A 14,081-nucleotide genomic window follows, 5' to 3' on the forward strand; every position below is an offset into this window, starting at 1 on the left:
CACCATGGAACTGAACCACACACACGACCCCGAAGCGCGCAGCTGGCTCGAATCGGCCAACGCACCGGGCACCGACTTTCCGATCCAGAACCTGCCCTTCGGCGTCTTCCGCCGCAAGGGCTCCAGCGAGGCCTTTCGCGGTGGTGTCGCGATCGGCGACCAAGTGATCGACCTCGCGGCAATAGCGCGCGACAACGCGGTGTCGGGCCCGGCGGCGCAGGCGGTGAATGCCTGCACCGGCGACGCGCTCAACGACTTCCTGGCCATGGGGCCATCGGCCTGGCGCGCGCTGCGCCACGCGCTGTTCGACCTGCTCAAGACGGGTGCCAGCGGCCCCGGCATGAACGCGCTGCGCGCCAGCCTGGTGCCGCAGGCCGAGGTGGAGCACCGCGTGCCCACGCGCATCGGCGACTACACCGACTTCTACACCTCGATCCACCACGCGCGCAACGTGGGCCGCGTGATGCGACCGGACGACCCGCTCACGCCCAACTTCCAGTGGATCCCCATCGCGTACCACGGCCGCGCGTCCAGCGTGGTCATCAGCGGCACGGCATTCAAGCGGCCCATGGGCCAGGCCATGCCGCCGGGCGCCAGCGCGCCGGTGTACGGCGCCTGCAAGCGGCTCGACTACGAACTGGAGATGGGCTTCTACGTCGGCCCGGGCAACGCTCTGGGCTCGCCCATTCCGCTGGCCGAAGCCGAAGACCACATCTTCGGCATGTGCCTGCTCAACGACTGGTCGGCGCGCGATCACCAGTTCTGGGAAATGGCGCCACTCGGCCCCTTCCTGGGCAAGAACTTCTGCACCACCGTCTCACCCTGGATCGTGACGATGGAAGCGCTCGCGCCCTACCGCGCGCCCTTCGCGCACCCGGCCGACGAACCGCAGCCGCTGGCCTACCTGGACAGCGCCGCCAACACCGCCAGCGGCGCGGTGGACGTGCAGCTCGAGGTGCGGCTGGAAGCGCGCGAGCACCGCGAACGCGGCATCGCCCCCGACCGCCTCTCGGCCACCAGCTTCCGCCATCAGTACTGGACCATCGCGCAGATGCTGGCGCAGCACACCGTGGGCGGCTGCAACCTGCAACCCGGCGACCTGCTGGGCACGGGCACGATCTCGGGCCCCACGGCGGCAGAGGCCGGCGCCATCGTCGAACTCAGCGTGGGCGGCACGAAGGACGTGCCGTTGCCCGGCATCGGCGCGCAGCGCCGCTTCCTGGAAGACGGCGACACCGTGATCCTGCGCGGCTGGTGCGAGAAGCCTGGGGCGGCGAGGATCGGGTTTGGTGAGAGCCGGGGCGAGGTGCTGCCGGCAATCGGGTGAGGCCGCAGGCTACGGTGCGCCCGACTGCGCAAGCAGCGCGACCCACATGGCCAGGACGGCCAAAAAGTTGACGGTGAAGACAATGCCGCGCAGACGCACATTCGTTGTGAAGACCTGGATGCAACTGTGTGCGACCCGCCCTGCGACGAAGAGCCACGCCAGAGAAAGCTCCAACTGCCCGGCCAGTGGCCGCTGAAGCAGCAACAAGCACGCGACGTAGAAGAACAGAGGCCACTCAAACTGATTCGACAGGTTGGCGCTGATTCGGCGCTCTGTACCAGCCCAGGGATTGCTGCCGTCTGGCGCGCGGCCGACCCCCCAGACTGACGGGGCACGAGCCATGGTCAGAAGCGCATAGAGGATGGCCGTGAGGCCGATGTGGGCCGCCATCGGATAGAGGAGGAGACTGGATGTCATGGGCATGTTCTTCTCACGTAGCGAGGGCTCCCTCGTGAGGCTTGACGTTTGAGGTGAGGCGGGACCAATGGTGGGACGCCAGGCCCGGACTGGCGAGAATGTACCGCGTACCGCCAGTCCGGGCCTGGTGGCCCGCCGTTGGGCCTCGCCTCGACCGAGGGGTTAGGCCTTATGCGCGCGGCCAGGCGAGAAAGAGTGTGACCACCCAGGTGCACAGGAGTACGCCAACAAACAAGAAGTAGAAGTCATCCGGCTCCTTTGGGACTTCCCAGGCCGAGATGAAGACAGGGCCCAAGAGGGTGCGGGTCTGAGCAAGTCGCGTGCGGCGGGCATCAAGTGACTTTCGTAGGCGAGCCAAGGCCATAGCCGCGACAACTGGTATTGCGCAAGCAAGAAACACCAATGCCCAGGCTATAGCAACAGTCAGGGGCTTCGTTGCCGAATGCTGTGAGATCGTTATTAGCGCAGCGTCTAGGCCAACGGTGTAGTTCATGACTGTCCACTGCTGCTGCTTGAAGAATGCAATGTCGGCGGCGGTGACTTGATACAGGGCGCCGAGCGACTCACGGTCCGCGTCGGAGGGCGCATTGGTGGGCGAGGACGGTGTTGTCATGGGCCTAACTTTGATTTAAACGACGAAACGCAGGATACCCACAATCTCAGTCGTTAAACAAAGACACACAGCGTCCCCAGAAAGCAATGGCGGTAGCGCCCGGCATGCGCACAACGCCTTTGCCGGGCACAATGCCAGCGGCGCGAAGAGGCGCGCCCGCCCCCCTCAACAACAAGGAGGTGACATGAAAGAGGTCGCCGCCGCTGAGAGAACGGATCACTGAGATGCAGGTGATGATAGAGGGACAGTCACACTTCCAGCCTTTCGGCTTATCCTATTGGGGTTTTGAAGATCTCAATAAGGGAGTTGGAAGCATGACTGCCTCTTATGAATACCACATCGGGGTCGACTACCACAAATCCTACAGCCACCTGGTTGTACAGGACAGCAGTGGCAAGACGCTGAGATCCGGCCGGGTGAAGAACGACCGCCAGTCGCTAGGCGGGTTTCTGGAGCGATATCGTGAGAATAGCCATGCGGTTGTCGAGGCGACCCGCAACTGGATGGTGATCTACGACTGGCTCGACGACATTTGTGATGATGTCGTTCTCGCCCATCCATTGAAGGTCAAGGCGATCGCTGACGCCAAGATCAAGACGGACAAGATCGATGCGACGGTGCTGGCGCATCTGCTGCGAGCCGACCTGGTGCCGGAGGCTTGGGCACCCGGCGAAAAGGCCCGAGAGCTGCGTGTCGCGCTACGCGAGCGAATGTTTTATGTGCGGCTGCGCACGATGACGAAGAACCGTATCGTCACGGTGTTTGATCGGTATCCGGAGCAGACGGCGCAGCTGAAGAAGCTGGGCGACCTGTTTGGCAAGGCCGGCCGCATTCAACTTGCGCAGGTCAAGGTCTCGGAGATCGACCGCATTCAGATCGACCGAGGTCTTGCCTTCATCGGCGACATCGATGTCAGGATCAAGCAATCGGAAGCGACGATCCGGGCGATGACCAAAGCCAATGCCAATGTGAAGCTGTTGAAGACGATCCCCGGCATCGGCGAGTTCTTTGCAAGACTGATCGACGCGGAGATCGACGACATATCGCGGTTTCGCAACCCGAAGAAGCTCGCCGCCTATGCCGGACTGGTGCCGTCGACCTATTCCTCCGGCGGCAAGACCTTCCACGGTAAGATCATCCGGCAAGGCAACAAGTGGCTGCGCTGGGCTTTCGTCGAAGCCGTTTCTCCTGCCATCGCCAGCGATCCGCAGCTTCGCGCCCAATACGAACATCTGAAGATCAGAGGAACAAACAAGGCGCGTGTGGCCATCGCGCGCAAGCTTTTGACGATCGCCTTCCAGATCCTGCGGGACCAGCGCGCCTACGAGCAGCGCGGCGAAAGCAACATGGAGAGCACGTCGACAATATCCCGGTTGTCCTGATCGCTGGCTAGCGAGCCCGGCAGGTCTGGGCTGCGCTCATAAAGGAGAATGGGAAACCGGGAGCCGAACGTCACTCTGTGACCGAAGCTAACGCATCAGGTCACGTATTGGAGATTGGTTCGAGAACCGAGGGGCGGGAAATCACCCATCCAGCGGAAGGAAGAGATTTAGCCGATCGGCAAAATCGCCGATCAAAACGAAACCGAACCCAAGAAAAGCCGCCAGTTGAAGGCGTGTTGTCCCTTGCGTTCTTTCATTGGAGCCACTGATTTATTCGTCCGCCACCGCCCGGCTGGTGGGATGCCTTTGAGATAATGGCCGCTGCTGAGCCACAACGGGACCTCAACCGATGCAATCGAGCTTTTCCGAGCTGGAGTACGCCGCCAAGAAGAAGCAGACGCGGCGTGACCGGTTCCTCGCCGAGATCGAGGCGGTGACGCCGTGGTCGGCGCTGGAGGCCGAGATCGAGCCGTTCTACCCGAAGGGCGCGGGTCGCGGGCGCCCGCCGATCGGGGTGGGACGGATGCTGCGGATGTACGTGGCGCAGCAGTGTTTCGGGTTGTCGGACGAAGGGATTGAGGACGCGATCTACGACAGCCAGGCGATCCGCGGCTTCGTCGGCATCGACTTGGCTCGGGAAGCGGCGCCCGACGCGACCACGCTGTTGAAGTTCCGCCGCCTGCTGGAGACGCACGGGCTTACGCGCAAGATCTTCGAGGTCATCAAGACGCATCTCGCCGAGAAGGGCCTGATGATGCGCGAGGGCACCATCGTTGATGCCACCCTGATCGCTGCGCCGCCCTCGACCAAGAACCGCGCCAAGGCGCGCGACCCCGAGATGCACCAAGCAAAGAAGGGCAACCAGTGGTACTTCGGGATGAAGGCGCACATCGGCGTCGATGCCGAGTCAGGCTTGGTGCATGCGGTGGTCGCGACGGCCGCCCACGTGAGCGACGTGAGCCAGACGCACAAGCTGCTGCACGGTAAGGAGACGGAGGTGCTCGGTGACGCGGGCTATCAGGGCGTCGAGAAGCGCGAAGAGAACCGGGGCACCAAGGTGACCTGGCACGTCGCCATGAAGCGCAGCAAGCGCAAGGCATTGCCGGCCAACCGGCTGGGGAAGCTTCTCGAGAAGCTTGAGCGCGTCAAGGCGAGCATTCGCGCCAAGGTCGAGCACCCGTTCCATGTGGTCAAGAACCTCTTCAAGCATAAGAAGACCCGCTACCGCGGGCTGGCGAAGAACGAAGCTCAGTTGTTCTCGCTCTTCGGCCTGGCCAATCTGTTCCTGGCGCGCCGACCGTTGTTGGCGCTTCATGCCCGAGGTGCGTCCTGATGGGACACCAAGGAGCGAAAACGGGGGGCAACAGCCCGTGAACGACCCGATCGGAAGCGAAAAATGTCTTCGACCTCGAATGGTCATCACTGATACGCGCTCGAAATCGGTCCGCGGGCGCTTGAACTTGATTTGTTCAGCATTTCCCTAACGCGTAAGATTTTTACCTATTGATGTTAATTTGAGGAGATGAATAACATGGAATTTTTATTACTGGTATTACCTTTGCTGATTATTATCTTTCTTTTGGTGCGGAAGCAGCATATGTTGGTTGCGGCATTCATAGGCGGAGCCTTAGCAATTATATTGGGACGATTAGATGCAGTAGTAATTAATAAGCTTTTTACAGAAGGCATTACCAAAATGCTCGGTATGACGGTTCCAATTTTGTATGCCGCTACGGCATCAATGGTTACAAAAGCTGGTTCCATCAATTCTGTTGTAAATTTGGCTAATCATTATTTTAAAGGACGTATAGCGATACTGGCAGGTTTTATGGTTCTAATCCAGGGAGTAGCCACTTTAATGTCAGGGTTAGCATCAAGTAATAGTATCGTAATAGCACCTTTAGTCTTTGCTGCGTTCGGTGCGGTGCCTGAAGTTATAGCCGGTATGACGATTGTCTCCGCAGTTGCTTTTTCTACCACTCCAGTATCGGGTCATGCTGTAGTTGCGGCTCAAATGGCTAAGATTGATATATTTGAATATTTTTCTTTAATGCAGCCGATAGTTGCTCTGTTCTTTGTGATAGGCATAGGAATTGCAGTATTTGGAGTATTAAAACGGGGGACTATGTTTAAAGGCACTGGAAGTGAGACCAGTGAAAATGCTGCGGCTGCAGAGGATGCTACTGATTCTGTTAATCAAATGTGGATAAAAGCGGTACCCTTTATTGCGCTTTTGATTATGGCGGTGTTCGGATCTAATATTAACAAACTTATTCACATTAATATTTTTACTCCAGCGATAAATGTTATAATTACAGTAATCCTTACTATGGTCTGTGCTAAGTTTAGTCCCCGAGAAGCATCAGATGCCCTAGTAGACGGCAGTCGTATTTTTCTTGTAACTTTATTTTCTGTCGGTTTGTTCTTGGGCTTTATCAATATGATTGGTGAAATTGGCACTTTTGTAGCTATTGCAAACTTAGTCAATAATGTTCCCCAAGTCTTGGTTGTACCCATTGCCATTTTAATCGGATATCTTCTTGCTATCCCGGTAGGAGCTCTATCTACTGCTGTCGCAGCGTTAATTTTGCCTACACTGGCTGCAATTGGGCTATCTCCCTTAGCGCTAGGTCTAGTAGCAGTAGCCATTGGTTTTGGCACCCAGGTGAGTCCGGTTCAAATTAACATAGCAGTTCTTGCTGGTGCTTTTAAGCAGAATGTTATGGATATTATTAAAGGAAACTTACCTTACAGTCTTGCCTCATTATTCATAATTATAGTGATTGGTGTATTATTTGCTTAGTTTTAAGTGTGGGGGAGGGTTGATCTCCCCCACAAAAATGCAAAATAGGAGGTATTGACTATGCTCGATGTAAAAGTGTATCGCATTCCTATGGATTCGCCCGATGATGTTTCCGGTTTGAAAGAGTTAATTGACAGTGGTCAGTTAAACCCGGAGGAAGTAGTAGCTATTTTGGGCAAGACAGAAGGCAACGGCTGTGTTAATGATTTCACACGTGGGTTTTGCACTGCTTCTTTTTCGTCCTTAATGGCGGAATATCTTAATGTAGACACCAAAGAAGTTGAGAAGAAAATTGCCTTTGTAATGTCTGGAGGAACAGAGGGGGTAATGACTCCTCATGCTACCGTATTTACTTCCCGTGAAGTGGCACAACAAGAAGTTTCTGAGAAGCGGCTTGCGATTGGGGTTTCAATGACTAGGGATTTTGCCCCCGAAGAAATAGGTACCATGGTTCAAGTAACAGCGCCACCTCTTTGTGCCACGCGGCACCAAAGTGCCCGCAGAAATCGCTGCGGTGTGCGAAGCCAATGTCGACGTCGCTTTGATCGAAAAGCATTGGGATAGTCTGGTGCACCTGGCAGCCTCGGTCATGAGCGGACATGCCAGTGCGGTGGCAGCTCTTGCGCGGTTCGGTTCTGCCGCCCAGGGCGATCCAATCTATGAGGCTGGCGTGCAATTGGGGCGGTTGCTGCGTACGGCGTTTTTGGCTGACTACTTTGTCAAGGACGCTTTCAGGAACGAGTTGCGCCGGGTGCTCAATCGGGGCGAGGCTGTTAACGCCCTCAAGCGCGCCATTTATACCGGCCGGATCAGCCCGGCGCAGGCCAAACGTGTCGATGAAATGCAGGCTGTGGCCGATGCGTTGAGCCTGATGGCCAACATCGTGATGGCGTGGAATACCTCACAGATGCAGGCGGTCCTGGATCGCTGGTCGAACCGCCGCCAGGTCATTCCACCGGAACTGATCGGGAAGATTGCGCCCACCAGGCTGGAGAGCATCAACTTGCGGGGTGTGTTTCGCTTCCCGGTTGACCGCTATGCTGACCAAATCCTGCCTTCGCGGCCAAATGCATCGATAACTGGCACCAATGGATGAAACCGACCACGGTTTGACGCCACGAATCGCAGATTTGAAAGTGAACAGGAAAGTCAATGAAATCAACGATCTACCAACACCACCTCCGCGCCAGTGCTAGCTTTTCGTACCGTCACTTATTGCACTGAAAACGAGGAGACCCCTACCGGGCTAGCGGCCTCAATCTGGTAACGGCTGCCGTCGTGTTGTGGAACACGGTCTATCTGGAACGGGCTGCGCACGCGCTGCGTGGCAACGGCCATGCCGTTGATGACGCGCTGTTGCAGTACCTGTCGCCGCTCGGTTGGGAGCATGTGTGGACGGCTCCTGCGGCACAGGGGTGATTCATGTGATATCTCGCGGTCGATTGCAATCATGTGTCCGGCCTACTCGCGCGACCGCACTGGTCGCTGGCCATGATGAAGTCCGCAGACAAGGTCCCAAACACATCATCGAGCTTTGAAGCTCAATGCTCCCAGGGGCTTTCCTCGTCTCCGGTTCGACCGGCTCGATCATCACATTTCAGCACCTCTCCGCCATCTCGGACGTAATGATACGCCCGAAATCTCACTTAAGCCGTGACGGCTTTCATATACCGCTGTTCTCGTATCAACAGCGCCCAGATGATCCTCGCTGTTTTGTTTGCAAGTGCGACCGTTACGACGCGTGCCGGCTTTCGATCCATCAGGCTCACAGCCCAATCGTGACTGGCGCTGCTCCCATTTTTGGCGAAACGAATTATTGCGGTTGCACCGACAACCAATAGCTTTCGAATGTATCCGTCACCCTGCTTACTGATGCCGCTTGTGCGTTCCTTTCCGCCGGAGCTGTGCGGTCTTGGTGTCAATCCCAACCAGGAAGCGAAGCGCCGTCCGGAAGAAAAGTTCTTGATGTCCGCCACGGCCGCGGTGATCGCACTCGCCGTTATGGGCCCTACGCCCGGTATTGAGAGAAGGCGCCTTGCTGCGGCGTCAGATCTCACAGCGTCGACGATCTTCTTTTCGATCTTTACGACTTCGGCGCCTAAGCGCCGCAGCTGATCGATTATCGCCCATAGGATTGTCCGAGCCACTTCAGGCAATGTGCTCTGCATCTCGTGGAAATGTTCGACAAGCTTGGGCACGTTCTTTGCTCCGCCAGCTCCGATAATGCCGAATTCGCTTAAGTGCCCACGCAATGAATTGATCAGCATCGTCCTCTGGCGGACAAGAAGCTCGCGAACCTTGTGCATCATCAGTACAGACTGTTGCTCGGCAGACTTGGCAGCAACAAAACGCATTGTTGGTCGTGTCACGGCCTCGCAGATCGCCTCTGCATCGGCGGCATCGGTTTTGCCCCTTTTGACATACGGCTTCACGTAGCCAGCCGGCATAAGCCTGACAGTATGGCCGAGTTTTTCGATTTCCCGCGCCCAGTAATGTGAGCTGCCGCACGCTTCGATGCCAACAAGGCAAGGCTGGATGCTGCTGAAAAACCGTAGCACCTCAGCTCGCCGAAGTTGCCGCCGAACCAAAACGTTTCCGGCATCATCGACACCATGCACCTGAAAAACATTCTTCGCCAGATCAAGGCCAATCGTCGCGATCGTTTTCATCAACTGCTCCTCCAGTTTTCTACCCGCACGCCACTATGGCACAGCGGTTGGAGCAGGAGCCGTCCATCTCAACACATCAACCTCACCGGCGATTACCTCTGGCGCAGCAGCGCCAAGATCGGCGCGGGCAAGTTCAGGCCGCTACGACCGCTGCAACCGGCTTAGCGTGCTTTATTTTCCGTTTTCTGAGGCGACCCCAGGCAGTACCGCGCACCAGCTCGCGCACGTCGAGCTGCAGCATCGTCACTTCCGGCGAGGCTGGCCACGTCCTGGCCACGGTCGACCATCGCCACCTTTGACGATGAACCGAGGGCCCCATCGCCAGTTCCGACGATGACGGCCGACGCCGGCGCTGGATCTCGCATCGCCGCTTCTGACGATGAGATCCACCCTTTGACACTTGAGGGGCCGAGCTGCGGGGGATTCTCCCGGCCGGCGGCCGCGAGAACCGGCTATGTCGTGCTGCGCATCGAGCCAGGCGGCAGAGCCGCCCGTCTCGCCCCTGGCGGGCTTCCAGCGCCTTCCCGACGCTCACCGGGCCGGTGGCCCTCGCCGCTGGGCTTTGCGGCCCTGACGGGCCTTCCTGGCCCGTTTCCGGGGCCTTCCCTGCCCTGCCCCACCGGCGCGGCCGTTGTGGACAGTTTCGGGACAAGTCGGCCGAGGCCGGCCGGCGCAGCCCTGACGTTGACACTTGAGGGGCAGCGGGGCCGGCGCGATGTTGACACTTGGGGGGCAGCGGCCGATTTCGGCCTGGTCGAGCCGTCCAGGCGGCCGCCGAGGCGGCCTAAGTGCCTGATCGGCATGGAGTTATCCACCGAAGTTGTGGATAACCCTGTTAGGAACCCTGCCCCGGTATTGACACTTGAGGGGCGGCCCTACTGACACTTGAGGGGCGCGGTTCTTGACACTTGAGGGGCAGCGTATTGACACATGGGGGGCTTATCCATTGACACTTGAGGGGCTGCCTCTTCGCGCTTTTCCTTGGCGTGACAACGGTTTACGCGCGTTTTTCGGTCATGCTAACCAGGTTTTTAACCGTCTTTATAACCTTTTTATATAACCAGGTAGTTTTAACCAGAGGCTGGCGAAAAAAACGGCAACACGGCCCAAGCTACCGCGCAGCATGACCGGCCGCCGAAGGGGGGAAACCCCCCTTCTCGATCCCACCCGGCCGCAAGCGGCCTCCCATCCCCCCAGGGGCTACGCCCCTCGGCCGCCTTGCGGCCTCACCCCACAATGGAGCGCCTTCGGCGCTACGGCTTAGGAGAGCCAGGCGCAAGCGCCTGGCGGAAGGCAGTAAGTTCGAGAGCTTGCGAGGGGGCAAAGCCCCCTCACACTCCCCAACCAGGTCGCCGCGGTTCGACCGGCCGCGCGATCCTCAAGCATCGCAGCAGCTCCACCGCCGCAGGTTTTACGCCAAGGAAGGGGGTCGGCCAGCTCGGCCGGTGGCGCGGAAAGCGCCCCTCAAGTGTCAATGAAACGTGAGACGCGGGGCCAGGCCCGCGCCGATCACAAGCCGAGTTCGGAGTGAGAGCCGAGGCGCACCAGGCGCAGCGTGTCGGCGTCGGGCTTCTGGTAGATCAGCACCAGGTCGGGCTTGACGTGGCAATCCCGGTGATCCTTCCAGTCCCCGGTCAGCGCGTGGTCGCGGTGCCGAGGTTCCAGCGGCTGGTCGTCGGCGAGCGCGACCAGGACGGGCACCAGGTCGGCGTCGAGCGTGGCCCGGTGCTGCCCTTTCGCCTCGCGCTTGTAGTCGCGCTTGAACTGGCCGGTGCGCTCAATCTGCCGCATGCAGATCGGCCATCAGATCGTTGACGGTGGCGAAGCGCGGCAGCTTGCCCTTGCGGGCTTCCTTCATCGCCTCGATGGTGGTGGCGTTCGGAATCAGCGGCTCGAAGGGCAGCGCCTTGTCCTGGGCCACCTTCGTGAGCAGCAGCCGCACCGCGTCGGACACGGTAAGGCCCATCGCGGCCAGGACGGCCGCCGCTTCTTCCTTGATCGCGCCGTCGATGCGCGTTTGTACGAGCTGGTTTGCAGCCATGATTGGTTCTCCGGTTGGGTTCGTGAATTACATTGTAATGCACGCCAAGGGAAAGGGCAAGGTTTAGCGGCTAAAACGTTTAGCTAAAGTGCTTGACGATTAGGACATTTTGCCCTAATATAGCACTTGAAGGCCGGGCATTTCGCCCAGGTCAACTACCGGAGAAAGTCCGATGAACACCCAAGAGCAACCCGTTACCGCTTCCCTGGTCGCCGAGGCCCAGCGCCTCGACTTCCTGCCCGCCTACTTCGGCCCGCGTCTGATGATGCGCGGCGAGGCCCTGGTGTATGCCTGGCTTCGCCGGCTCTGCGAACGCTACAGCGGCGCGTATTGGCACTACTACACCTTGTCGGACGGCGGTTTTTACATGGCCCCCGACCTGGCCGACCGCCTGGAGATCGAGGTGGACGGCAACGGCTTCCGAGGCGAGTTGTCGGCCGACGCCGCCGGCATTGTCGCAACCCTGTTCGCGCTGGGTCAGCTCGCGGCCGAGGCCGCCGACACGGACGCCGGCGATGCCCTGATCGACCGCTATCACTTCCTGCGCGGCTTCGCAGCCAGCCACGCCGAGGCGGCCGCGATCTACCGGGCTATTGACTGATGAGGGGCGGCCCTACTGACACTTGAGGGGCGCGGTTCTTGACACTTGAGGGGCAGCGTATTGACACATGGGGGGCTTATCCATTGACACTTGAGGGGCTGCCTCTTCGCGCTTTTCCTTGGCGTGACAACGGTTTACGCGCGTTTTTCGGTCATGCTAACCAGGTTTTTAACCGTCTTTATAACCTTTTTATATAACCAGGTAGTTTTAACCAGAGGCTGGCGAAAAAAACGGCAACACGGCCCAAGCTACCGCGCAGCATGACCGGCCGCCGAAGGGGAAACCCCCTTCGATCCCACCCGGCCGCAAGCGGCCTCCCATCCCCAGGGCTACGCCCTCGGCCGCCTGCGGCCTCACCCCACAATGGAGCGCCTTCGGCGCTACGGCTTAGAGAGCCAGGCGCAAGCGCCTGGCGGAAGGCAGTAAGTTCGAGAGCTTGCGAGGGGCAAAGCCCCTCACACTCCCAACCAGGTCGCCGCGGTTCGACCGGCCGCGCGATCCTCAAGCATCGCAGCAGCTCCACCGCCGCAGGTTTTACGCCAAGGAAGGGGGTCGGCCAGCTCGGCCGGTGGCGCGGAAAGCGCCCCTCAAGTGTCAATGAAACGTGAGACGCGGGGCCAGGCCCGCGCCGATCACAAGCCGAGTTCGGGTGAGAGCCGAGGCGCACCAGGCGCAGCGTGTCGGCGTCGGGCTTCTGGTAGATCAGCACCAGGTCGGGCTTGACGTGGCAATCCCGGTGATCCTTCCAGTCCCCGGTCAGCGCGTGGTCGCGGTGCCGAGGTTCCAGCGGCTGGTCGTCGGCGAGCGCGACCAGGACGGGCACCAGGTCGGCGTCGAGCGTGGCCCGGTGCTGCCCTTTCGCCTCGCGCTTGTAGTCGCGCTTGAACTGGCCGGTGCGCTCAATCTGCCGCATGCAGATCGGCCATCAGATCGTTGACGGTGGCGAAGCGCGGCAGCTTGCCCTTGCGGGCTTCCTTCATCGCCTCGATGGTGGTGGCGTTCGGAATCAGCGGCTCGAAGGGCAGCGCCTTGTCCTGGGCCACCTTCGTGAGCAGCAGCCGCACCGCGTCGGACACGGTAAGGCCCATCGCGGCCAGGACGGCCGCCGCTTCTTCCTTGATCGCGCCGTCGATGCGCGTTTGTACGAGCTGGTTTGCAGCCATGATTGGTTCTCCGGTTGGGTTCGTGAATTACATTGTAATGCACGCCAAGGGAAAGGGCAAGGTTTAGCGGCTAAAACGTTTAGCTAAAGTGCTTGACGATTAGGACATTTTGCCCTAATATAGCACTTGAAGGCCGGGCATTTCGCCCAGGTCAACTACCGGAGAAAGTCCGATGAACACCCAAGAGCAACCCGTTACCGCTTCCCTGGTCGCCGAGGCCCAGCGCCTCGACTTCCTGCCCGCCTACTTCGGCCCGCGTCTGATGATGCGCGGCGAGGCCCTGGTGTATGCCTGGCTTCGCCGGCTCTGCGAACGCTACAGCGGCGCGTATTGGCACTACTACACCTTGTCGGACGGCGGTTTTTACATGGCCCCCGACCTGGCCGACCGCCTGGAGATCGAGGTGGACGGCAACGGCTTCCGAGGCGAGTTGTCGGCCGACGCCGCCGGCATTGTCGCAACCCTGTTCGCGCTGGGTCAGCTCGCGGCCGAGGCCGCCGACACGGACGCCGGCGATGCCCTGATCGACCGCTATCACTTCCTGCGCGGCTTCGCAGCCAGCCACGCCGAGGCGGCCGCGATCTACCGGGCTATTGACTGATGAGGGGCGGCCCTACTGACACTTGAGGGGCGCGGTTCTTGACACTTGAGGGGCAGCGTATTGACACATGGGGGGCTTATCCATTGACACTTGAGGGGCTGCCTCTTCGCGCTTTTCCTTGGCGTGACAACGGTTTACGCGCGTTTTTCGGTCATGCTAACCAGGTTTTTAACCGTCTTTATAACCTTTTTATATAACCAGGTAGTTTTAACCAGAGGCTGGCGAAAAAAACGGCAACACGGCCCAAGCTACCGCGCAGCATGACCGGCCGCCGAAGGGGGGAAACCCCCCTTCTCGATCCCACCCGGCCGCAAGCGGCCTCCCATCCCCCCAGGGGCTACGCCCCTCGGCCGCCTTGCGGCCTCACCCCACAATGGAGCGCCTTCGGCGCTACGGCTTAGGAGAGCCAGGCGCAAGCGCCTGGCGGAAGGCAGTAAGTTCGAGAGCTTGCGAGGGGGCAAAGC

Annotated in this window: 12 protein-coding genes and 3 pseudogenes; 9 read left to right on the forward strand and 6 right to left on the reverse strand. The window is 59.5% G+C overall.

Annotated elements, in window-relative coordinates:
* The first annotated feature begins 4 nt into the window (after positions 1-4).
* Complete coding sequence (gene fahA, locus IG197_RS35650) at positions 5-1,327, forward strand: fumarylacetoacetase (protein ID WP_036987736.1); 1,323 nt, start codon at positions 5-7, stop codon at positions 1,325-1,327.
* Positions 1,328-1,336: 9 nt separating this feature from the next.
* Here the strand turns inward: fahA and IG197_RS35655 are convergent, their stop codons facing one another.
* Positions 1,337-1,744 (reverse strand): MAPEG family protein, encoded by a 408-nt coding sequence (locus IG197_RS35655; RefSeq protein ID WP_021443821.1) that lies wholly within the window; start codon positions 1,742-1,744, stop codon positions 1,337-1,339.
* A gap of 927 nt (positions 1,745-2,671) precedes the next feature.
* On the opposite strand from IG197_RS35655, the gene IG197_RS35660 reads away from it, so the two are divergent.
* The 6 genes and pseudogenes from IG197_RS35660 to IG197_RS35685 form a co-directional block, all read left to right on the forward strand.
* Positions 2,672-3,739, forward strand: coding sequence for an IS110 family transposase (locus tag IG197_RS35660; protein ID WP_031303603.1), 1,068 nt, complete (start codon positions 2,672-2,674; stop codon positions 3,737-3,739).
* A 349-nt stretch (positions 3,740-4,088) separates the two neighbouring features.
* Complete coding sequence (locus tag IG197_RS35665; protein ID WP_021444719.1) at positions 4,089-5,072, forward strand: IS5 family transposase; 984 nt, start codon at positions 4,089-4,091, stop codon at positions 5,070-5,072.
* Between the two features lie 198 nt (positions 5,073-5,270).
* The gene (locus tag IG197_RS35670) at positions 5,271-6,542 is read left to right on the forward strand and encodes a hypothetical protein (protein ID WP_218186845.1); all 1,272 of its coding nucleotides are present in this window, start codon (positions 5,271-5,273) and stop codon (positions 6,540-6,542) included.
* A 90-nt stretch (positions 6,543-6,632) separates the two neighbouring features.
* The gene (locus tag IG197_RS35675) at positions 6,633-7,106 is read left to right on the forward strand and encodes a ring-opening amidohydrolase (RefSeq protein ID WP_246765570.1); all 474 of its coding nucleotides are present in this window, start codon (positions 6,633-6,635) and stop codon (positions 7,104-7,106) included.
* Positions 7,003-7,638 (forward strand): annotated as a pseudogene (locus tag IG197_RS35680) (Tn3 family transposase); the annotation flags it as partial. The gene IG197_RS35675 and the pseudogene IG197_RS35680, both read left to right, overlap by 104 nt.
* Before the next feature lie 143 nt (positions 7,639-7,781).
* Positions 7,782-7,934: pseudogene (locus IG197_RS35685) on the forward strand (Tn3 family transposase); the annotation flags it as partial.
* A gap of 254 nt (positions 7,935-8,188) precedes the next feature.
* Here the strand turns inward: IG197_RS35685 and IG197_RS35690 are convergent.
* From IG197_RS35690 to IG197_RS35700, 3 genes are all read right to left on the reverse strand, one after another.
* The gene (locus IG197_RS35690) at positions 8,189-9,211 is read right to left on the reverse strand and encodes an IS110 family transposase (RefSeq protein WP_192321175.1); all 1,023 of its coding nucleotides are present in this window, start codon (positions 9,209-9,211) and stop codon (positions 8,189-8,191) included.
* Positions 9,212-10,720: 1,509 nt separating this feature from the next.
* The gene (locus IG197_RS35695) at positions 10,721-11,002 is read right to left on the reverse strand and encodes a type II toxin-antitoxin system YafQ family toxin (protein WP_011114071.1); all 282 of its coding nucleotides are present in this window, start codon (positions 11,000-11,002) and stop codon (positions 10,721-10,723) included.
* On the reverse strand, positions 10,989-11,252 hold the full coding sequence (locus IG197_RS35700; protein WP_011114070.1) for a type II toxin-antitoxin system RelB/DinJ family antitoxin: 264 nt from the start codon (positions 11,250-11,252) through the stop codon (positions 10,989-10,991). The genes IG197_RS35695 and IG197_RS35700 overlap by 14 nt, the downstream gene beginning before the upstream one ends.
* A gap of 172 nt (positions 11,253-11,424) precedes the next feature.
* Here IG197_RS35700 and IG197_RS35705 point away from each other — a divergent pair, with 172 nt between their 5' ends.
* Complete coding sequence (locus tag IG197_RS35705) at positions 11,425-11,853, forward strand: antirestriction protein (RefSeq protein ID WP_011114069.1); 429 nt, start codon at positions 11,425-11,427, stop codon at positions 11,851-11,853.
* Between the two features lie 632 nt (positions 11,854-12,485).
* Here IG197_RS35705 and IG197_RS35710 read toward each other — a convergent pair.
* Both IG197_RS35710 and IG197_RS35715 read right to left on the reverse strand, forming a co-directional pair.
* Positions 12,486-12,766, reverse strand: a pseudogene (locus IG197_RS35710) (type II toxin-antitoxin system YafQ family toxin).
* On the reverse strand, positions 12,753-13,016 hold the full coding sequence (locus IG197_RS35715; protein WP_011114070.1) for a type II toxin-antitoxin system RelB/DinJ family antitoxin: 264 nt from the start codon (positions 13,014-13,016) through the stop codon (positions 12,753-12,755). The pseudogene IG197_RS35710 and the gene IG197_RS35715 overlap by 14 nt, the downstream one beginning before the upstream one ends.
* A gap of 172 nt (positions 13,017-13,188) precedes the next feature.
* On the opposite strand from IG197_RS35715, the gene IG197_RS35720 reads away from it, so the two are divergent.
* The gene (locus IG197_RS35720) at positions 13,189-13,617 is read left to right on the forward strand and encodes an antirestriction protein (RefSeq protein WP_011114069.1); all 429 of its coding nucleotides are present in this window, start codon (positions 13,189-13,191) and stop codon (positions 13,615-13,617) included.
* The last annotated feature ends 464 nt before the right edge of the window (positions 13,618-14,081 follow it).

Origin of the sequence: Aminobacter sp. SR38, assembly GCF_014843375.1 — a bacterium.
GTDB classification, from domain to species: domain Bacteria; phylum Pseudomonadota; class Alphaproteobacteria; order Rhizobiales; family Rhizobiaceae; genus Aminobacter; species Aminobacter ciceronei.

What these genes read in the sequence shown, in the direction of transcription:
- IG197_RS35715 (WP_011114070.1), bottom strand. Translation starts at nt 13,016, where the DNA reads ATGGCTGCAAACCAGCTCGTACAAACGCGCATCGACGGCGCGATCAAG.
- fahA (WP_036987736.1), top strand. Translation starts at nt 5, where the DNA reads ATGGAACTGAACCACACACACGACCCCGAAGCGCGCAGCTGGCTCGAA.
- IG197_RS35720 (WP_011114069.1), top strand. Translation starts at nt 13,189, where the DNA reads ATGAACACCCAAGAGCAACCCGTTACCGCTTCCCTGGTCGCCGAGGCC.
- IG197_RS35690 (WP_192321175.1), bottom strand. Translation starts at nt 9,211, where the DNA reads ATGAAAACGATCGCGACGATTGGCCTTGATCTGGCGAAGAATGTTTTT.
- IG197_RS35665 (WP_021444719.1), top strand. Translation starts at nt 4,089, where the DNA reads ATGCAATCGAGCTTTTCCGAGCTGGAGTACGCCGCCAAGAAGAAGCAG.
- IG197_RS35655 (WP_021443821.1), bottom strand. Translation starts at nt 1,744, where the DNA reads ATGACATCCAGTCTCCTCCTCTATCCGATGGCGGCCCACATCGGCCTC.
- IG197_RS35670 (WP_218186845.1), top strand. Translation starts at nt 5,271, where the DNA reads ATGGAATTTTTATTACTGGTATTACCTTTGCTGATTATTATCTTTCTT.
- IG197_RS35705 (WP_011114069.1), top strand. Translation starts at nt 11,425, where the DNA reads ATGAACACCCAAGAGCAACCCGTTACCGCTTCCCTGGTCGCCGAGGCC.
- IG197_RS35675 (WP_246765570.1), top strand. Translation starts at nt 6,633, where the DNA reads ATGGATTCGCCCGATGATGTTTCCGGTTTGAAAGAGTTAATTGACAGT.
- IG197_RS35695 (WP_011114071.1), bottom strand. Translation starts at nt 11,002, where the DNA reads ATGCGGCAGATTGAGCGCACCGGCCAGTTCAAGCGCGACTACAAGCGC.
- IG197_RS35700 (WP_011114070.1), bottom strand. Translation starts at nt 11,252, where the DNA reads ATGGCTGCAAACCAGCTCGTACAAACGCGCATCGACGGCGCGATCAAG.
- IG197_RS35660 (WP_031303603.1), top strand. Translation starts at nt 2,672, where the DNA reads ATGACTGCCTCTTATGAATACCACATCGGGGTCGACTACCACAAATCC.